Here is an 18480-nt window from a genome sequence, read left to right as displayed (position 1 = left end):
CCGCGGCGCAGAGTAGGTGTATGTAGACCGGTTCGGCACAGATCGTCGAACGATGCGCCAGAAGTTGCGGGATATTTCCCACATTCGAGGAATTGCCAACTTTGGTTTTCATCATTCCTACGGGGCGCGTCTGCAAAAGCATCGGCCCGCGTCATCAGCAATCCGGTCGGGCGAAGCGCAAAAATTCTTCAGGACTGGCAAAATCATCGTCTGCCACCACTCGAGCCTCAGGACCACGCCCATGCAAATCACGACCGACAGCTTCATCCATAACCCTTGCGACGAGGAAGAAGATGACATGGCGCTGGCCTGTTGCCACGGCAGCAATGGCGACCTGTTCCTGCTGGCGCGCTTCCCTGACGAAGACGAAGTGGACATCACCTTCCGCGACGACACCATTCACGTCGAACACCTCAGGGTAACGCTCAGCGCGCAACGGCTGCTGGTGGAAATCGACGCAGCAGACGCCAGGCCCTTCGATGGCCAGACTATCTTTGAAATCCTGCACAGTACGCCAGCCAGCGAACTGGCCGAGCTGGATGCAACGCTGCGGATTATTCTGAGGGGCGTCGGCACCTACGCCAGCGAAATCAGCGGATGAACGCCTCTGGCGCCAGCGTTCTCAGCCAGTGCTCGACCGCCTCCCTGAATCGCTTGCCACCGTCAACCGCCAGGTAGCGGACATGCAGGATGACGTCGGTATCCAACCGCCTTGACATCGAACAACACAAGTGCGGCAAAACGCCGATCTTCGCCTGGACTTGTCAGGCAATTCTCATTTTCGCCTCATACATGGCCGAAATTGCTGAAAAAAGCCTTAGCCGATTAGTCGCCGCCCCTCCGGATGGATTAAAGTAACGCCCCCAGCTTCGGCGCCCCTTGGCGCTGCTGCCCCCCTGCCAGGAACTGCCATCGATGGAACATCGTGAAGCGTTGATCGCGCTGCGAACCTTTCTCTCTACCCAGATTCTGGGGCAGGAGAAACTGGTCGAGCGTCTTCTGATCGCGCTTCTGGCCGACGGTCACATGCTGGTCGAAGGCGCGCCGGGTCTGGCCAAGACCAAGGCGATCAAAGAGCTGGCCGAAGGCATCGAAGCACAGTTCCACCGGATTCAGTTCACCCCCGACCTGTTGCCCGCCGACATCACCGGCACGGAAATCTATCGCCCTGAAACCGGCAGCTTCGTGTTTCAGCAAGGCCCGATTTTCCACAACCTGGTGCTGGCCGACGAAATCAACCGCGCGCCGGCCAAGGTGCAGTCGGCGCTGCTTGAAGCCATGGCCGAGCGCCAGGTCAGCGTGGGCCGCAGCACCTACGACCTGTCGCCGCTGTTTCTGGTGATGGCCACCCAGAATCCGATCGAGCAGGAAGGCACCTATCCGCTGCCCGAGGCTCAGCTCGACCGCTTCCTGATGCACGTCAAGATCGGCTTTCCGGACGCCACGGTGGAGCGCAAGATTCTCCAGCAGGCCCGCGGCGAAGCGCTCAACGGCGAAACCAAGCCCGAGCGTCGCGTCAGCCAGCAGGCCATCTTTGCCGCACGCAAGGAAATTCTCGGCCTGTACATGGCCGATGCGGTCGAGGAATACCTGGTGCAGCTGGTCATGGCGACCCGCACACCGGCCAAGTTCGACGCTGAGCTCGCCGAATGGATCGGCTACGGCGCCAGCCCACGCGGTTCGATTTCCCTGGACCGCTGCGCACGCGCCCATGCGTGGCTGGCCGGGCGTGACTTCGTCAGCCCCGAGGACATCCAGGCCATGGTCTTCGACGTGCTGCGCCACCGCATCATTCTGTCGTTCGAGGCCGAAGCCGCAGGCATCGATCAGGACCGTGTGATCCAGCGCATTCTCGACGTCGTTGCCGTCGCCTGACCCCATGCAACCCTACCTGATCTCCCAACCGGGCATCCGCATCAGCCTCGCCGAGCTGATCGAAATGCGGCATCGGGTGCGCGAAGTGCAGCTGTTTTCAACACCGAGCCAGCGCAGCCCGCTGATCGGCCTGCATCACTCCAAGCTGCGCGGCCGAGGCGTCGATTTTGATCAGGTGCGCGTCTATCAGGCGGGCGATGACGTCAGAACCATTGACTGGCGGGTCACGGCCCGGACGCAGGAGCCGCACACCAAACTGTTTCACGAGGAGCGTGAGCGCCCCATTTTCATCATGGTCGAGCAGAGCCGGCGGCTGTTCTTCGGCTCCGGGCTGATGTTCAAGTCGGTGCTGGCCGCGCAGGCAGCAGCACTGGTGGGCTGGGCCGCGCTGGGCCACAACGACCGGGTCGGCGGCCTCGTGTTCGGCGACAATCAGCACTACGAAATCAAGCCACGGCGCAGCAAGCAAAGCCTGTTGCAGCTGCTCAACCGGCTGGTGCGGGTCAACCAGTCGCTGCACACCGAAGCAGTGGCCGATCGCGACACGTTCGGCGTCGCCCTGCGCCGCGCCCGGGAAGTGCTGCGCCCGGGCAGTCTGGTCATCATTCTGTGTGACGAACGTGCCCTGTCCGACTCGGCCGAACAACAGTTGGCGCTGCTGTCCCGGCATTGCGACCTGTTGCTGCTGCCGCTTTCCGACCCGCTCGACCACGCCCTCCCTGCCGCGGGCCTGTTGCGCTTCGCCGACCGAGGCGCACAACTGGAGCTGGACACGCTCAATCCGGATCTGCGTCAGGCCTATCGGGCTCAGGGCGAGGCGCGCCAGGCGCGCTGGGAGCTGCTGGCAAAGAAGCTGCGCGTGCTGTTGATGCCGCTCAGCACGCAGCGCGAGATGGTCGAACAGCTGCGCGAGTACCTCACAGGCGAACAGCCGGTGAAACAACCATGAGTTCGCTGGACCAACTGCAACCGCTGATCCTCCCGGAGCCGGTGGGTTTCTGGCCGCCCGCTCCGGGCTGGTGGCTGCTGCTGGTTCTGTTGCCGGTGCTGGGCTACGGGTTGTGGCGGGCACGCGTGTGGCTTCCCAAAAGAGCCGCTGACGAAAACGCCGAACAGCCGCTCGACCCGTTGCGTCAAGCGGCACTGATCGAGCTTTCGCAGATGCCCAAACCCTACGACGGCGCTCCTGCCGGTGCCTGGCTGCAGCAAATCAACGGCCTGCTCAAACGCCTGTGCCGCAACCACTACCCGTACAGCCAGAGCCACACGCTCAATGGCCGTAAGTGGCTGGCGTTTCTGGATAACCGCTGCCCGGCGGCGGGCCTCACGCGCTGGATGATCCTGGTCGAAGGCGCCTACAAGCCCGAATGCAAGCTTGACGACAAAGCCATCAATGGCCTGACCCAATCGGTCGAGACTTGGATTCGCAAGCATGTTTGAGTTCGCCTGGCCGTGGGCCTTCGTCCTGCTGCCGCTTCCATGGCTGCTGCGCTTCGTATTGTCGCCAGCAGACAGCGGCGAAGCAGCGTTGAAAGTCAGCTTCCTGAACGAACTCGAAGGCCTGGCCGGTCGCCGTGCCCGGGCTCATCTGCCGGGCTGGCGACGGCAGCTGCCCTTCGTCACGCTGTGGTTGTTGCTGCTGGTCGCCGCCGCCCGCCCTCAATGGCTCGGCGAGCCGTTGCCGGTCGCGGCCAGCGGTCGTGACCTGCTGGTGGCCGTGGACGTTTCGGGGTCGATGGATTATCCGGACATGGTCTGGCAGAACGACGAAGTCAGTCGTCTGACGCTGGTGAAGATGTTGCTCGGCGATTTTCTCGAGCACCGCCGGGGCGACCGCGTCGGCCTGATCCTGTTCGGCAGTCAGGCGTACTTGCAGGCGCCGCTGACCTTCGACCGCAAGACCGTTCGCGTCTGGCTGGACGAGGCGCGGATCGGCATCGCCGGGAAGAACACCGCCATTGGCGACGCCATCGGCCTGGCCCTGAAGCGTCTGCGCCTGCGTCCGGCACAAAGCCGGGTGCTGATTCTGGTGACCGACGGCGCCAACAATGCCGGTCAGATCGACCCGGCCACCGCCGCGCGCCTGGCGGCCAGTGAAGGCGTGAAGATCTACCCGATCGGCATCGGCGCCGATCCGGACAAGGGCGCAACCAGCATTCTGGGGCTCAATCCGAGCCTGGACCTGGATGAACCGGCGCTGCGTGAAATCGCGGCGATCAGCGGCGGGCAGTACTTCAGGGCGCGGGATGGCGTGCAACTGGCGCGGATCGGCAAGGCGCTCGACACCCTGGAGCCTGTCGCGCAACAGCCGACCCGGGCGCGCCCCGCGTTAGCGCTTTATCACTGGCCGCTGTCGATCGCTCTGGTGTTGAGCGTGTTGCTGGTCATCCAGGAACGCTGGCCGAACAACCCGCTCTCCCGACTCCTCGCCCGGCAACCGGTGCTCATTCAGGGCACGACGTGGCGCCAGCGCTTCAAGCGTCTGCGGAGGCACCGATGATCGCGTCCATGCTGGTCCTCTGGCCTCACTGGCTGCGCCCCGGCTGGCTGATCGTGCTGCCTTTGCTGGGCTGGCTGCTTTGGCGACTGTGGAACCGGCAGAAGCGCGTCGGCCGCTGGCAGATGATTCTGCCCAGCGCCTTCCATTCGGTGTTGCTCAGCGGCGGCAGTGGGCGTGAAAGCAAGCTGCCGTGGATTGCCCTCGGATGTGGCTGGCTGCTGACCTTGCTCGCCTTGCTCGGGCCCAGCTGGCAGCGCGTGGAACAGACCAGTCAGAAGCCGGTCGACCCGTTGGTGGTCATGCTTGAGCTCACCCCAGAAATGCTTGCAGCCGACAGTCCACCCTCGCGTCTGGAACAGGCGCGACGCAAACTGCTGGACCTGCTGCAGGCCCGCCCCGATGCGCAGACCGCGATCATCGTATATGCCGGCAGCGCACACACGCTCGTGCCGCTGTCCGACGATCTGGCAACCAGCAAGAATCTGCTCGATGCGATCAAACCGTCGATCATGCCCGAGCCGGGTCAGCGGGCGGATCTTGCGGTGCGCAAGGCGCTGGAGCTGCTCAAGCAAGGCGCGCTGGGGCAAGGCCGGTTATTGTGGATCGGTTCGTCGCTCAGCGAGCCGGAACGCGAGGGCATTCGTCAGGCAATGGGCAACCACGCGCCGCCCTTGCTGATGCTGGGCGTCGGGACCGCCGAGGGCGCGCCGGTCACACAGGAAAAAGGCGGCTTTCTGAAGGACGCTCAGGGCGGGATTCTCGTGCCGCGGCTGGACAGCCCGACTCTCAAGGACTTCGCCGAAGCATTGGGCGGCCGCTACAGCCAGTTGCGTCTGGACAGCGACGACCTCAATGAACTGGGTCTGCTCGATGGCCCCAAAGGTCTGCTCGGCGAAGGTCAGACCCTGCAACTCGACAGCTGGGCGGATCAGGGGTACTGGCTGTTGCTGCCTCTGCTCTTGCTGGCGGCCTGCGCGGGTCGACGCGGCTGGCTGTTTTGCCTGCCGCTGCTGCTGATGATGCCCCAGCACAGCTACGCGTTCGAGTTTCAGGATCTGTGGCGCCGACCCGACCAGCAAGGTCAGCATTGGCTGGAGCGCCATCGTCCCGGCGAGGCGGCGAAACACTTCGAAGATCAGCAATGGCAAGGCGTGGCGCTGTATCAGGCGGGCGACTATGCAGGCGCCGCCGAGCGTTTCGCCAAAGGCAACAGCGCCGCCGACCACTACAATCGCGGCAATGCGCTGGCGCAAAGTGGCGAACTCGAAGCGGCAGCGGATGCTTATGAACAGGCGCTGGAGCGGCAGGCGGACTTCCCCGCTGCGGCTGCCAACAAGGCGCTGGTTCAGCAGATGCTGGAAGAGCAACGGCAGACCGCGTCACAGGAAACTGAGCGCAAAAACGCGCAGGGCGATGAGAACGGCGACAATCCTCGTTCCGGCAACGTCGAGCAACCGTCATCGAATCCGCAAACCCAGCCGAGCGGCGACGAGGACGACGACGCCCAACGCTCGCAGGACATGACCACCGGGGCGCAGGCGACAGGCTCGGGACCGGATGCCGATGAGCTGACGCAGGCACCCGGAAAACCTGCTGACAGCCAGATCAACGGCGAACAGAAACAGGCGCTCGAGCAATGGTTGCGGCAGATCCCGGACGAGCCGGGCGAACTGCTGCGGCGTAAATTCTGGTACGAACAACAGCAGCATCAGGAAAAGACCCGATGAGTCGAGTGCACACGTTGCTAATTGCCTGGTGGCTGTGCCTGTTTGCCGTCGTGGCGCAGGCCGACACCCCGGCTTCGGCGCTGCTGTCGAGCGTCGACCGCACGCGTGTCAACACCGGCGAAACCGTGGAACTGACGCTGGAAACCGACGACGCGACGGTGTTCGGCAAACCCGACATGAGCACGCTGGAGGCTGATTTCGAGGTGCGCGACACGCGTCAGCTCAATAGCCTGACAACGTTGGAAGGCAACGTGCACGCCACCACGCGCTGGCTGATCACACTGATGCCGAAACACAGCGGCTCGATCGAGATTCCGCCGTTGAAACTCGGCGCGATGACCAGCCAGCCCATCACGCTGCAGGTGGTGGAGGTCGAGCCGTCGGCCAAAGGTGAACAACAGAAGCTCGACCCGGTGTTCATGGAGGCGAGCCTCGATCAGGACACCGTTTACGTGCAGGCGCAGGCGCTGCTGACCGTGCGGATTTATCATTCGGTGTCGTTGTTCGACGACAGCAACCTTACGCCTTTGCAGGTGCCGGATGCCCGAATCGAGAAGCTTGGCGACACCCGCACCTATGAAAAACAGATCAACGGCATTCGCCACGGCGTGATCGAAATGCGCTACGCACTCTACCCACAGCAGAGCGGCGACCTTGTCATTCCGGCCCAGGAGTTCAGTGCGACGCTGGTGCAAGACACGCCGGACGCCGGCGCCGCTGCAGCGATACCTCCCGGCGCCATCGCCGGTGCTCCGAAGCCCGGACGGCTGATGCGCGTCACCTCGCTGCCCATGATCCTGAAGGTCAAGCCGCAGCCGGCCAACTACCCGGCCAACACGCCCTGGTTGCCGGCGCGCAGCATCAGCCTGAGCGAGAACTGGAGCCCGGATCCGGCGCACAGCCAGATCGGCGATTCCCTGACCCGCACCTTGCAGCTCAAGGCCCAAGGCCTGTCCAGCGCGCAATTGCCGCCGTTGCCGGCCACGGAAGTGAGCGCGCTGCGGCGCTATCCCGATCAGCCGCAGCTGAGCAATCAGGCCGGAGAACGCGGCCTGACCGGGATGCGCGAGGAGCGTGAAGCACTGGTTCCGAACCGGCCAGGCGCCATCGACATCCCGGCGGTGGATCTGGTCTGGTGGAACACCCAGGAAGACCATCTGGAACACAGTGCCCTGCCCGCCCGCACGTTGCAGGTCAGCACCAATCCGGCGCTGGCGGTGGACATGCCGGTCAGCGACAACGGCGGCGCGCTCAACGGCGCCCCGATCTGGCCGTGGCAGCTGAGCACGGTGCTGCTCAGTTTCACCACGCTGCTGGGCTTCGGCCTGTGGTGGCGAGCACGCTGGCAGCCTGCGCTGACCCGGGTCGCGCAGGCCGGACCGAGTCCGCGCACGGTGCTTGACGACCTCAAACGCGCCAGTCTGGCCAATGATCCCCATGCGACGCGTCAGGCGCTGGATGCCTGGGCGCGCCAGCAACCTGAGACACTCGCCGATATGGCCGCACGCTTCGTGCCGCTGTCCGACGCACTGGATGGTCTCAATGGCGCCCTTTACAGTGAAACCGGCAAACTCTGGCTGGGCGAAGACCTGTGGCGGGCGGTGAAAGCGCTGCCCGCTGTGGAAAAACCGCAGGACCCCAACGGCGCCGACAGTTTGCCGCCGCTTTATCCGAAATGATTTTTTTATCGACAAGTCATCGTCGATTCATCAGGTTGAGTCATGACCTGCGAGCGCGAACGCCTCGAGGTCGTGGCGGGCAGACGCCGAACGGCTGTCGTCAGCACCGAAGCCTCGCCAACCCGCTCGCTCGCGCAGGGATCAGCGCCGGACTCGCCTACGTAAACCTATTCGAACCAAGGTATTCCAATGCGTCTGTTTCACACCTCCGACTGGCATCTGGGCCAGAACCTTCACGGTCAGGAGCGAGATTTTGAACACGCCAGCTTTCTCGGCTGGCTGCTGGCACGGCTGGCCGAACGCAAGCCGGACGTGCTGTTGATAGCGGGCGACATCTTCGACACTGTCAACCCGCCGGTCAAAGCTCAGGAGCGTCTGTATGACTTCATTGTCAGCGCCCATGAGCAAAACCCTCAACTGACCATCGTGATGATCGCCGGCAACCACGACTCTGGCTCGCGGATCGAGCTGCCTGCGCCGCTGATGCGCCGTCTGCGCACCCACGCCCTCGGTCGCGTGCTCTGGCTCGACGACGGCGTGCTCGACGTCGACCGCCTGTTGCTGCCGTTGACCAACGCCAAAGGCAAAGTGCTCGGTTGGTGCCTGGCGCTGCCGTTTTTGCGTCCTGCTGAGGTGACCGGTCCAACCCTGGGCGACAACTACCTGCGCGGCATCGGTCAGGTTCACGAAATGCTGATCGCGGCAGCCAACCAGAAGCGCAAACGGGGCCAGGCGTTGATCGCCATCAGCCACGCGCACATGGCCGGCGGGTCGGTGTCGGAGGATTCGGAACGCAGCCTGATCATCGGCAACGCAGAAGCCCTGCCCGCCAGCCTGTTCGGCGACAGCATCACGTACGTCGCGCTGGGCCATCTGCACAAGCCCCAGAAGGTCAACGGTGAAGATCGCATTCGCTACAGCGGTTCGCCAATTCCCCTGTCGTTCTCGGAAATCGGCTACCGCCACCAGATACTCGAAATCGACTGCGAGGGCGACACACTCACCAGCGTCACACCGCTGCTGATCCCACGTGCCGTCAATCTGCAACGCGTGGGGCCCGCGCCACTGGCCGAGTTGCTGCTGCAACTCAAAGAGATGCCTGACATCGATCTGCTTGCCGACGTTGATCGTCAACCCTGGCTTGAGGTGCGTGTGCGCCTTGATGAGCCGCAGCCGGATCTGCGCAATCAGCTCGAGTCGGCGCTTGAGGGCAAGGCGGTGCGACTGGTGCGCATCGCGGCGGAATACGCGGGCAAAGGCGCTCGCGATGAAGACGGCGAGCAAGACCTGATCGAGCTGGATCAGCTCACCCCGCAGGAGCTGTTCAGTCGTGCCTGGCTGGACAGCTACGGCAGCGAAGTCGACGAGCAGACCCTGCAAGACTTTGCCACCTTGCTGCAAGACGTCCAGCTGGAGAGCGAACAACCATGAAAATTCTCGCGATCCGTCTGAAAAACCTCGCCTCGCTGGCAGGCCCGTTCGAGCTGGATTTCACCGCCGAGCCGCTGGCCAGCGCCGGCCTGTTCGCAATCACCGGTCCGACCGGCGCAGGCAAAAGTACACTGCTCGATGCGTTGTGCCTGGCATTGTTCGGTGCGATCCCGCGCCTGAACAATGTCGGCCAGTCGAAAGTGCCGGAAATCGACGGCGACATCAGCACAAATGACCCGCGTAATCTGCTGCGTCGCGGCACGGGCAGTGGTTATGCGGAAGTCGATTTCGTCGGCGTCGACAACCGTCGTTATCGCGCCCGTTGGGAAACCAACCGCGCCCGCGACAATGCCAGCAAAAAACTTCAGGCCAGTCGTCAGACGCTGACCGATCTGGACAGTGAACAGATTCTCAGCAGCCAGAACAAGACCGAGTACAAAAACCTCCTCGAAGCGCGCCTGGGCCTGAATTTCGAGCAGTTCACCCGCGCGGTCATGCTGGCGCAGAGCGAGTTCAGCGCGTTCTTGAAAGCGGACGACAAAGAACGCAGCGAGCTGCTGGAAAAGCTCACTGACACGGCGATCTACAGCCAGTTGGGGCGACGCGCCTACAGCAAGAGCAAAGAGGCCGAAGAATCCCTGAAAACCCTTACCGCTCAGGCCGGTAATCTGACTCCGCTGGATGATGAGCAACGCGTCGAGCTGGAACAGCAGTTCAACGACGCCAGGCAGCAACTCGCGCTGGCTCAGGGGCAGTTGCGTCAGCTGGAGCTCAGACAGCAATGGCTCACCGAATTGAATCGCCTGCGCGACAGCCATCTGGCGGCGAGCGAACAGTTGGCCAGCGCCCAGCAGATGTGGGACGCGCAGGCCGCTGAACGCCAGCGCCTGGGTCAACTCGAGCGCCTGGCGCCACAGCGGCATCTGTTCGGCCAGCGCACGAAACTCGCCAGCCAGATCGCGCCACTCGCGGCGCGAGTTGACGAGCACGCACAGCAACACGCGCAGCGTCAAAACAGTCTCAACGACCTGGAAACGCAGCTGTCCGGCGCCCAGGCCGCACTGCAACAAACGCAGGAAAATCTGCACAACGCCAGGCCCGCCCTGACCGAAGCGTTTGAACAGCAGGTCCGGCTTAATCATCTGAACCAGGATCTGCACAAAGCCGGTGAGCAGGCGCGGCTGGCGGAGAAGGCGAGCACCGAAGGGCAAATCGCGCTCGATCAGTGGGTCGAACAACAGCGGCAGGTCGAAGCGCGCTTGCACTCGATTGCCTCGCAGCTGGAACAGAGCGCTTCACTGTCGGCGCTGAGCGAGTCGTGGAACGCCTACCGGCCGCGCCTGCAACAGATCGTGCAATTGAGCGCGCGACTCAAACAGGGCCGCGATGAACTGCCGCAACTGGAGGCCGGTTATGCCCTGGCCGAGCAGACCCTGAGCGAGCGTCGCACGGCATTGCAAACGCTGTTCGACGAAGCTCAGGTCAAGGCCGACGCCGTGAGCCAGGAAGTCGAGCGTCTGACGCAGTCGCTGCACGACAATCGCCAGCAACACAGCGCCAGCGATGCACTCGAGCGCCTGTGGCAGCGGCATCAGGAGGTCGCCAGCCGGTTGCAGCAGGTCCAGACGCAACAGCAACACGCCACCGAGCGACGGGCGCAGAGCATTGCTCAGGGCCTGCAACTGAAGGGCGAGCATGAAGCCGCCGAGCAGGCACTCACGCTCACCCTCGAACTGCTGCAACGTCAGCGTCTGGCACGCAGCGCCAGCGTCGAGCAGTTGCGTGCGCAGCTGCTCGATCAGCAACCCTGCCCTGTCTGTGGCAGTGAAGAGCATCCGTATCATCAGTCTGCCGAGCTGCTGCAGGCGCTGTCGGGTCATGACGACAACGAAGAGGCCAGCGCCCGGCAGAAAGTCGGCCAGCTCAGTGAAAAACTGGCCGAACTGCGCGCTGAAGTCGCCGAGCTGAACAACCAGCTCAAGCAGAGCAAACCGCAACAGGATCAACTCAGCGAACAGCTGCAGACACTGCGCCCGGAGCTGGAGGCGCATGCGCTGTACCCGCGCCTGCTGGAACAGCCTGAACACTTGCGCGGTGACTGGCTGGGCGAGCGCCTGCATGTATTGGCGCAGGAAATCCTCAGCGCCGAACAGCGCCAGACGCGTCTGCTCAAAGTCCAGCGTGACGCCGAGTCGCTTCAGCAGCAGGTTCAGCAAGCGCGCGAGGCGAGCCAGCAGGCGATGAAGCTGCTGGATGACCAGCAGCGCAATATCTCGCTGGACAACCAGGCTTTCGAAGCAGCGCTGCAGGAGTTCGAACCGCTGCTGCCAGCGGAGAGCCTGACGCCGTGGCGAACGTCGGCCACCGACAGTTTCGTGCAACTGGACAACGACATCGCGCTGCGCAGGCAACAGCTCGATCAGCAGCGCGATGAGCAACAGGAACACAACGAGCGCGCGCAGAAAATCGAGCGCGAGCGGGTCGCTCAGCAAGCGCGTCATCAGGAGCACCAGACCCTGCAAGAACGCCTGGCGGCCAGCCAGCAACAGCAGCTCGCGGTTGAACAGCGCCTTGCCGAATTGCTCGGCGAACATGCCAGTCCCGACCGCTGGCAGCAGTCGCTCGAGCAGGCCGTCGAGCAAGCCCGCCAGGCCCAGACCTCAACGGCAGACGCCTTGCAACAGGCGCGCAGCGAGTTGATCCGGCTGACGGCCGAACTCGACGGCGAGCGCCAGCGCCTGCAAGGTCTGGAGCAGGAGCACGCCGACCTCGATCGGCAGATCGCCGAGTGGCGCAGCACCCACAGCGAACTGGACGACGCGGCGCTCGAGGCATTGCTCGGCTTGAGCGACGACAGCGTCGGTCAGCTTCGCCAGCAGTTGCAACTCAGTGAGAAAGCGCTGGAACAGGCCAGGGTTCTGCTTCAGGAACGCGACGCCCAGTTGCAGCAACATCAGGCGCAACACAGTGATGCAGCAGACGCGGGGCAGTTGCTGGCTGCCCTCGCCGACGCGCAGGCCCAGGCGGCCAGTCACGATCAACTGTGCGCCGACCTGCGCGCACGGATCAGTGAGGATGATCGTCGTCGCGCAGCCAACAGCGAACTGCAGGCGCGTATCAAGGCCGCCCACGACGAGTATCTGCGCTGGGCCCGGCTGGCGACGCTGATCGGTTCGGCCGAGGGCGACAAATTCCGCAAGATCGCTCAAGCGTATAACCTCGATCTGCTGGTGCACCATGCCAATGCCCAGCTTCGGCAACTGGTGCGTCGCTATCGCCTGAAACGCGGCGGCAGCATGCTTGGCCTGCTGGTGATGGACACGGAAATGGGCGATGAACTGCGCTCGGTGCATTCGCTGTCCGGCGGGGAAACCTTCCTGGTGTCACTGGCGCTGGCGCTGGGCCTGGCCTCGATGGCGTCGAGCACCTTGCGGATCGAATCGCTGTTCATCGACGAGGGGTTCGGCAGCCTCGATCCCGAGTCCCTGCAGTTGGCCATGGACGCACTCGATGGCCTGCAGGCTCAAGGGCGTAAAGTCGGTGTGATTTCTCACGTTCAGGAAATGCATGAACGCATACCGGTGCAGATCCAGGTCCGCCGTCAAGGCAATGGCCTGAGCACCGTCGAGGTCAGCAACGGTTGATCGATTTTTTGACGCACGGACAGGTAAACTGATGTTTCTGTGCAACCCTATACCCACTGCGCGGTTGTCGCGCTGAATTTGATAGAAGGTAATACACGTGGCCAATTCCAAAGTATTTTTCGACATCACCGCCGATGGCGAGCCATTGGGCCGCATCGTCATGGAACTGAAGGACGACGTGGTACCTAAAACCGCTGAAAACTTCCGCCAGCTGTGCACCAGCGAGCAAGGCTTCGGTTATAAAGGGTCTTCGTTCCACCGCGTGATCAATGACTTCATGCTTCAAGGTGGCGACTTCACCAACCACAACGGCACCGGCGGCAAATCGATCTACGGCAACAAGTTCGCCGACGAAAACTTCACCCTCAAACACACCAAGCCAGGCCTGCTGTCGATGGCCAACGCCGGCCCGAACACCAACGGCAGCCAGTTCTTCATCACCACCGTCGTCACCAGCTGGCTGGACGGCAAACACGTGGTATTCGGTGAAGTCGTCGAAGGCATGGACGTCGTCAAAGCCATCGAAGCGCTGGGTTCGCAATCCGGTCGCACCAGCAAGAAAGTCGTCATCGCCGATTCCGGCGAAGTGAAACAAGACTGAGCACACGCCGTTGCCTTCCTCTGAGTCGGTGACGCCGACGCTGTACTCGTTCCGTCGTTGCCCATACGCCATGCGTGCTCGCATGGCGGTGGGTTACGCGGGGTGCGAGGTCGAGTTGGTTGAGGTCAGCCTGAAAGCCAAGCCTGCGCAGATGCTCGAGCATTCGCCCAAAGGCACGGTGCCGGTGTTGGTCCTGCAGGATCAGGTGCTGGAGCAAAGCCTGGACATCATGCACTGGGCGCTGGCCGTGAATGATCCGTCTGACTGGTTGCAGGCAAATGATCCAGGCGCCCGCCAACTGATCGCCGAGCTGATCGACGAGAACGACAACAGCTTCAAGGCTGACCTTGATCGCTACAAATACGCAGTCCGTTATCCCGAATACACGCAGGAAGAGTACCGCCAGCGCGGTGAGGTATTTCTGCGCAGGCTGGAGTCACTGCTGGCCAGCCGCGACTTTCTCGTCGCCGCTCACCTGTCGCTCGCCGATGTGGCGCTGGCGCCGTTCGTGCGCCAATTCTGCTTCGTCGACCCTGACTGGTTCTGGCAGAGCCCCTACCCTCGTCTGCAAGCCTGGCTGCAGCGGTTTCTCGCGTCGGCGCTGTTCATCAACGCGATGCACAAGCGCTGACTGCTAAACGACCGCCCATTCGAAAATAGGCGAGAACAGCTCGCCATGGCGTGGCGGTGGGTTGCCGGCATTCAACTTCTGCGCCCGTTGCATTTCGATCGCCTCGGCCACTTCAGTCTTGAACTCCATGCTGCGCGCCACGCCGCCCACCGAGCCTTCTCCGTGTCCCAGTAACGAGCAACCGTTGTTGATCAAGGCGAAGAACACAATCACCCAGAAGTTCGCCCCTTTCACGACGCACGCTCCTGGGTCTGGAGGAACGCGCGATCAAGTTCAACGATGGCAGTCGGTGCCGACACCGATGAAGGTGCCTTCAGTTGTGGGTTCATGCTGGTGATGGTGACCACTGCGATGAATACAACATACAAAGCGATGGCGGTATAAGCGCCTTGTTTAAGTGAATGAAGGATGGCAGTGGCCATGTCAGTAGCTCCGGGATATGTCTGTTTCAGGCGCCCAGAATGCTTGAATGGCTCATTATTGAAAAACGATGTACAGCGATTCAAAAGATCGATTCGGTTAATGATATGCGAAGTTAATCAGGCCGATAGATTTCGCCGTCACCTCATCTAATATGCCTTATCTTCTCTGCGGTGGCATGCACGTGTTCCGGATAGCCGCTTCGCATTCGCCCACGCTTGACGCAAATTAAAACCCAGGCATAAAAAAATCCCCGTTGCTTATTCAGCGAACGGGGACCAAAGGGAGGGAATTCAACGCTTTCGCGAGCAAGCTCGCCTACACTTGACACATGGCCTGACACGCAGTGGTCAGCGGGTCGCATCAACCTGTTCAAGCGAATTTGCTCGCGAAAGCGTTCGTGTTACTGCAAGGCTGTTTTACTGTTCGGTGGTGCGTTCTTACAAATCCATTCCCCGGTATCGTTTACGTCTTTAACGGGGAATGGATTTACATCGAACAGGACTTTCATCAAACGTGCTTGTCATTGCTGGGTCTTGTGATCCAGAGCGGCATAGAAGTTGGCGCTTTGTTGCAGGTACCTCGGAGTGTAGCTCTGGGTCGAGCTGATTTTTTTGTCGGTCACTTCAGCACTGGCACTGGCAGGCAATGCAACAGTAGCGGAGATGGCGGACGCGGCGATGATGGAGAAGATATTGAAGTTCATGGCGTGTACCTCGGTGTCGATGTTTCGTTTCAAGTCTTGACCGTCGTGGCCGTGGAATGAAAGTTACGCCCGAGTCGCTTTCAGAAAAAATCTTTTCTGGCACTAGCCCTTATCACTTCAATTAATACATGGCTCCAACCCTTGATTTTCAAGGGCTGGAGCCTGCGTCAACGTGTCACTTGTCACCCGTCAGCGGGTCAGGAAGCGGAAATCGGAAGGTGAATCGAAATCGACTTTCTGCACGGTGTCACCCAGAAGACCCGTTTTGGCGTCGACCCGGACGGTCACGATCTGGTTGCTTTTCTGGTTCGCGATCAGCACGAAATGCCCGCTGGGGTCGAAGCTGAACTCACGCGGCTCCTTGCCCTCGACCGAACGGCGCTGGATTTCCTTCAGCTGGCCATTGCCCGAGTCGATGCTGAAGACCAGCAGCTCGTTGACCTCGCCACGGTTGGCGACGTAGAGGAACTTGCCGTCAGGCGAGGTGTGCAAGCCACCGGCGGCGCGGTACTGCTGGCCGTCCTTGTTCGCCAGATCGACCAGCTGAGTCCGCTTGAAGGCGCCATCGTGGTAATCGAATACAGCCACTTGCGCGCTCATTTCCATGGTCAGCCAGGCGTGCTTGCCGTCCTTGCTGAACACCAGATGCCGCGGGCCGCTGCCGGGTGGCAGGTCAACGGACGGGGTTTTGGCCGGTTGCAGCGGCTGAGACTTTTTGCCGTCGTAGTTGAAGACGAACATCTTGTCGGCGCCCAGATCCATGGCAATCAGGTACTTGCCGTCCGGCGTTGGCACAGCCGCATGCACGTGGGACGAAGCCTGGCGTTCCGGATTGACTTTGCTGGCCTCGTGCGTCGCGGTCTGCGCGACAGGGCCAAGCTTGCCGTCCTTGCCGACCGGAACCACGGCGAGCGAGCCGCCCGGATCGGGATGCACAGCGTAGTTGGCGACGAACAGGAAGCGACCGTCCAGGCTCAGATTAGAGTGGGTCGGCTCCTCGCCTTTGCTTTCGATCTGATTGATGAACGAGACCGCATGGCTTTTCGGGTCGATGGAGAAGCTGCTCACCTTGCCCACCACGTCGGTCTGGCCGGGGCCGTTCTCATTGACCGCAAACAGATGGCGCTGGTCCTGGCTGAGTGTCAGCCAGGACGGGTTTTCGCTTTTGATCACCTGACGCGGCTTGGCGTCGAGCTGACCGGTCTGGGTGTTGAAGCCGAAGCGGTAGATGCCTTCGCTGGCGCCGGCGGTGTAGGCACCTACCAGCACGTCGTAGTCAGTCATGGTTCTGGCCTGAACGGAAAGGGCGGAAAGGCTGCTGGCAAGCACCAGCAAGGGCAATAATCTGGGCGTCATTGGGGCGATCTCTTGTTGGAGTTGTTGGCGCGCGGTCAGCGCAAGAATCAGGGCTATGACAGCGTTTTGCGCGCAGTAGTTGCTGAGCAAGAACACGGCAGGCGCCTGGCTTGCCACGCGCCTGCCGGAGGGCATCAGTCCTGCTCGTCTTCCTCATCCTCGTCACTGGCCGCAAAGGCATTGAGCACCACGATGCGATGATCGGCATTGCCATCGTTGATGACCCAGCTTTGCAGCGCTTCGTCGAACGCGGCGGCGTCGATCTGCGCCAGAGAAAAGCGCCAGACCTTGCGCTCGCGGCCATCCATGCTTTCGATCTGCAGCATCTCGTCGAGTGAGAACTCGAAAGCATGCAGGCCGTCGATTTCCAGCATGCTGTGGGCGGTCAGTGCGGTTTGCAGCGCTGCGCGCAGGGTGTCTGGTGATGAGGTCATGGCAGTGATTCGCGTAGGTGAAAGGGCGAATGATAGGCCAAAAGATGCCCCCGCGGCGTGCGCCCTCATCGTGTGCGAGCGTTCAGCCTGAACCCGTGAAGTCGGGCTCAGGCCGATTCGGTGATCAATCCTGCGCAGCTTCTTTCGCGTAGTAGCGCTTCGGAATGCCCCAGACGATCAGGCCGATCGCCAGCACACTCACGGCAAACAACGCGAACAGCGCCGGGGTTGCGGTACCGGTCAGATCTTTGATGCGTCCGACCATGAACGGCGCAATGATGCCGCCCAGTTGGCCCAGCGAGTTGATCAGGGCGATGCCCGCCGCCGCAGCGATGCCACTCAGAAACCGCGGCGGAATGGTCCAGAAGATCGGCATCCAGGCAACGATGCCGGTCATGATGATGGTCATGCCGATCATCAGCGGCAGCAACTGGCCTGGAAACAGCGCACAGACCAGATACCCGCCGGCGGTCAGCGTCGCGCAGCTCGCCATGTGCCAGCGACGTTCACTGTGACGATCGGAACTGGCACCGATCAACAAGTTGCCGATCACGGCGCCCACATACGGAATCACTGTCAGCAAACCAATGTTCATTGTGTCGGTGACGCCCGCGCTCTTGATCAGTTGCGGCATCCAGAACAGCAGACCGGTCAGGGCCATGACCAGGCAGAGATAAATCGCCGACATGACGTAGGTGGTCGGGTGCTTCCAGATATCTTTGACCTTCTGCGGCGTTGCTGGCGCGCTTTCTTTGGCCATCCGCGCGAGCACCACATTTTTTTCCTCGGCGGTGAGCCAGGTGGCGTCTTCGATCCGGTCCTTGACCAGCCAGAACACCACGACACCCAGCAACACCGAAGGAATGCCTTCGAGCAGAAACAGCCAGCGCCAGCCCGCCATGCCCATCACACCGTCGAAGTGTCCCAGGATCAGCCCGGCAATCGGACCGCCGACGATGCCGCACAAGGGGATGGAGCTTTTGAAGTAGGAATTGACCCGCGCCCGACGTGAGCTTGGGTACCACTGGGTGAAGAAATACAGCACGCCGGGGACGAAGCCGGCTTCCATCACACCGATCAGAAACCGCAGGGTGTAAAACCAGAACTCGGTCTGCACGAACATCATGCACGCCGACGCAATGCCCCAGGACACCATGATCCGCGCGATCCAGATGCGCGCGCCGATCTTGTGCAGCAGAACGTTGCTGGGGACTTCGAAAAGGAAATAGCCGACGAAAAACAGACTGGCGCCCAGGCCGTAGACTGTTTCGCTGAAACCCAGGTCGCTGGCCATCTGCAGCTTGGCGAAGCTGATGTTGACCCGGTCAAGGTAGGCGAACAGGAAACAACAGATGAACAACGGCACGATTCGCCAGCTCACCTTGCGGTAGATACTGTCCTCGATCACATCGGCGTCGAGCCGTTCCAGCGGTATGGCGTTGGCGGTCATGGGGCGCACCTCGTTTGTTTTTATGT

Annotated in this window: 18 protein-coding genes; 11 read left to right on the top strand and 7 right to left on the bottom strand. The window is 61.9% G+C overall.

Translation table 11 applies throughout. The features are described from left to right. Positions 1 to 241 precede the first annotated feature (241 nt). On the top strand, positions 242 to 601 hold the full coding sequence (locus BMZ10_RS15860; RefSeq protein ID WP_093464085.1) for a hypothetical protein: 360 nt from the start codon (positions 242 to 244) through the stop codon (positions 599 to 601). On the opposite strand, the gene BMZ10_RS28015 is transcribed toward BMZ10_RS15860, so the two are convergent. Then, positions 591 to 719 (bottom strand): hypothetical protein, encoded by a 129-nt coding sequence (locus tag BMZ10_RS28015; RefSeq protein ID WP_256214513.1) that lies wholly within the window; start codon positions 717 to 719, stop codon positions 591 to 593. The genes BMZ10_RS15860 and BMZ10_RS28015 overlap by 11 nt on opposite strands. A 196-nt stretch (positions 720 to 915) precedes the next feature. Between BMZ10_RS28015 and BMZ10_RS15855 the strand changes: the two genes are divergently transcribed. The 10 genes from BMZ10_RS15855 to BMZ10_RS15810 all read left to right on the top strand — a co-directional run bounded on the left by BMZ10_RS15855 (position 916) and on the right by BMZ10_RS15810 (position 14088). Then, the gene (locus BMZ10_RS15855; RefSeq protein ID WP_037013687.1) at positions 916 to 1875 is read left to right on the top strand and encodes an AAA family ATPase; all 960 of its coding nucleotides are present in this window, start codon (positions 916 to 918) and stop codon (positions 1873 to 1875) included. Positions 1876 to 1879: 4 nt separating this feature from the next. After that, positions 1880 to 2824 carry a DUF58 domain-containing protein gene (locus tag BMZ10_RS15850; protein WP_093464202.1) on the top strand — a complete coding sequence of 315 codons (945 nt, stop codon included), beginning with the start codon at positions 1880 to 1882 and terminating at the stop codon, positions 2822 to 2824. Then, positions 2821 to 3315 carry a DUF4381 domain-containing protein gene (locus BMZ10_RS15845; protein ID WP_093464081.1) on the top strand — a complete coding sequence of 165 codons (495 nt, stop codon included), beginning with the start codon at positions 2821 to 2823 and terminating at the stop codon, positions 3313 to 3315. Before BMZ10_RS15850 ends, BMZ10_RS15845 begins: the two co-directional genes overlap by 4 nt. After that, a complete protein-coding gene (locus BMZ10_RS15840) occupies positions 3308 to 4375 on the top strand; it encodes a vWA domain-containing protein (RefSeq protein WP_093464078.1) in 1068 nt (355 codons plus the stop codon). Before BMZ10_RS15845 ends, BMZ10_RS15840 begins: the two co-directional genes overlap by 8 nt. Positions 4376 to 4383: 8 nt before the next feature. Next, a complete protein-coding gene (locus BMZ10_RS15835) occupies positions 4384 to 6102 on the top strand; it encodes a VWA domain-containing protein (protein WP_093464200.1) in 1719 nt (572 codons plus the stop codon). Further along, a complete protein-coding gene (locus tag BMZ10_RS15830; protein WP_093464075.1) occupies positions 6099 to 7781 on the top strand; it encodes a BatD family protein in 1683 nt (560 codons plus the stop codon). Before BMZ10_RS15835 ends, BMZ10_RS15830 begins: the two co-directional genes overlap by 4 nt. A 189-nt stretch (positions 7782 to 7970) precedes the next feature. After that, entirely contained in the window at positions 7971 to 9212 is a 1242-nt protein-coding gene (locus BMZ10_RS15825; protein ID WP_093464072.1) for an exonuclease SbcCD subunit D C-terminal domain-containing protein, read from the top strand. Beyond that, positions 9209 to 12856 carry an AAA family ATPase gene (locus tag BMZ10_RS15820; RefSeq protein ID WP_093464069.1) on the top strand — a complete coding sequence of 1216 codons (3648 nt, stop codon included), beginning with the start codon at positions 9209 to 9211 and terminating at the stop codon, positions 12854 to 12856. Before BMZ10_RS15825 ends, BMZ10_RS15820 begins: the two co-directional genes overlap by 4 nt. Positions 12857 to 12953: 97 nt before the next feature. Next, complete coding sequence (locus BMZ10_RS15815; protein ID WP_093464066.1) at positions 12954 to 13457, top strand: peptidylprolyl isomerase; 504 nt, start codon at positions 12954 to 12956, stop codon at positions 13455 to 13457. A 10-nt stretch (positions 13458 to 13467) separates the two neighbouring features. After that, complete coding sequence (locus tag BMZ10_RS15810) at positions 13468 to 14088, top strand: glutathione S-transferase (protein ID WP_256214512.1); 621 nt, start codon at positions 13468 to 13470, stop codon at positions 14086 to 14088. Positions 14089 to 14091: 3 nt separating this feature from the next. On the opposite strand, the gene BMZ10_RS15805 is transcribed toward BMZ10_RS15810, so the two are convergent. The 6 genes from BMZ10_RS15805 to BMZ10_RS15780 all read right to left on the bottom strand — a co-directional run bounded on the left by BMZ10_RS15805 (position 14092) and on the right by BMZ10_RS15780 (position 18454). Then, positions 14092 to 14322, bottom strand: coding sequence for a hypothetical protein (locus tag BMZ10_RS15805; protein WP_093464064.1), 231 nt, complete (start codon positions 14320 to 14322; stop codon positions 14092 to 14094). Beyond that, positions 14319 to 14510, bottom strand: a complete 192-nt coding sequence (locus BMZ10_RS15800; protein WP_093464061.1) for a hypothetical protein — start codon at positions 14508 to 14510, stop codon at positions 14319 to 14321. Before BMZ10_RS15800 ends, BMZ10_RS15805 begins: the two co-directional genes overlap by 4 nt. Positions 14511 to 15031: 521 nt before the next feature. Next, positions 15032 to 15214: a hypothetical protein gene (locus BMZ10_RS15795; protein WP_093464059.1), complete on the bottom strand. Its 183-nt coding sequence runs from the start codon at positions 15212 to 15214 to the stop codon at positions 15032 to 15034. Between the two features lie 189 nt (positions 15215 to 15403). Further along, on the bottom strand, positions 15404 to 16570 hold the full coding sequence (locus tag BMZ10_RS15790; protein WP_093464196.1) for a lactonase family protein: 1167 nt from the start codon (positions 16568 to 16570) through the stop codon (positions 15404 to 15406). Between the two features lie 134 nt (positions 16571 to 16704). Then, on the bottom strand, positions 16705 to 17004 hold the full coding sequence (locus tag BMZ10_RS15785; RefSeq protein ID WP_093464056.1) for a DUF5629 family protein: 300 nt from the start codon (positions 17002 to 17004) through the stop codon (positions 16705 to 16707). A gap of 124 nt (positions 17005 to 17128) precedes the next feature. Further along, a complete protein-coding gene (locus tag BMZ10_RS15780; RefSeq protein WP_093464054.1) occupies positions 17129 to 18454 on the bottom strand; it encodes an MFS transporter in 1326 nt (441 codons plus the stop codon). Positions 18455 to 18480 lie beyond the last annotated feature (26 nt).

Source organism: Pseudomonas sp. NFR16 (genome assembly GCF_900108875.1).
Classification (GTDB): Bacteria; Pseudomonadota; Gammaproteobacteria; order Pseudomonadales; family Pseudomonadaceae; genus Aquipseudomonas.
This window is presented reverse-complemented; position numbering and strand designations above follow the sequence as displayed.

What these genes read in the sequence shown, in the direction of transcription:
- BMZ10_RS15860 (WP_093464085.1), top strand. Translation starts at nt 242, where the DNA reads ATGCAAATCACGACCGACAGCTTCATCCATAACCCTTGCGACGAGGAA.
- BMZ10_RS15795 (WP_093464059.1), bottom strand. Translation starts at nt 15,214, where the DNA reads ATGAACTTCAATATCTTCTCCATCATCGCCGCGTCCGCCATCTCCGCT.
- BMZ10_RS15855 (WP_037013687.1), top strand. Translation starts at nt 916, where the DNA reads ATGGAACATCGTGAAGCGTTGATCGCGCTGCGAACCTTTCTCTCTACC.
- BMZ10_RS15800 (WP_093464061.1), bottom strand. Translation starts at nt 14,510, where the DNA reads ATGGCCACTGCCATCCTTCATTCACTTAAACAAGGCGCTTATACCGCC.
- BMZ10_RS15780 (WP_093464054.1), bottom strand. Translation starts at nt 18,454, where the DNA reads ATGACCGCCAACGCCATACCGCTGGAACGGCTCGACGCCGATGTGATC.
- BMZ10_RS15830 (WP_093464075.1), top strand. Translation starts at nt 6,099, where the DNA reads ATGAGTCGAGTGCACACGTTGCTAATTGCCTGGTGGCTGTGCCTGTTT.
- BMZ10_RS15790 (WP_093464196.1), bottom strand. Translation starts at nt 16,570, where the DNA reads ATGACGCCCAGATTATTGCCCTTGCTGGTGCTTGCCAGCAGCCTTTCC.
- BMZ10_RS15840 (WP_093464078.1), top strand. Translation starts at nt 3,308, where the DNA reads ATGTTTGAGTTCGCCTGGCCGTGGGCCTTCGTCCTGCTGCCGCTTCCA.
- BMZ10_RS15845 (WP_093464081.1), top strand. Translation starts at nt 2,821, where the DNA reads ATGAGTTCGCTGGACCAACTGCAACCGCTGATCCTCCCGGAGCCGGTG.
- BMZ10_RS15820 (WP_093464069.1), top strand. Translation starts at nt 9,209, where the DNA reads ATGAAAATTCTCGCGATCCGTCTGAAAAACCTCGCCTCGCTGGCAGGC.
- BMZ10_RS15785 (WP_093464056.1), bottom strand. Translation starts at nt 17,004, where the DNA reads ATGACCTCATCACCAGACACCCTGCGCGCAGCGCTGCAAACCGCACTG.
- BMZ10_RS15835 (WP_093464200.1), top strand. Translation starts at nt 4,384, where the DNA reads ATGCTGGTCCTCTGGCCTCACTGGCTGCGCCCCGGCTGGCTGATCGTG.
- BMZ10_RS15825 (WP_093464072.1), top strand. Translation starts at nt 7,971, where the DNA reads ATGCGTCTGTTTCACACCTCCGACTGGCATCTGGGCCAGAACCTTCAC.
- BMZ10_RS15850 (WP_093464202.1), top strand. Translation starts at nt 1,880, where the DNA reads ATGCAACCCTACCTGATCTCCCAACCGGGCATCCGCATCAGCCTCGCC.
- BMZ10_RS28015 (WP_256214513.1), bottom strand. Translation starts at nt 719, where the DNA reads ATGTCAAGGCGGTTGGATACCGACGTCATCCTGCATGTCCGCTACCTG.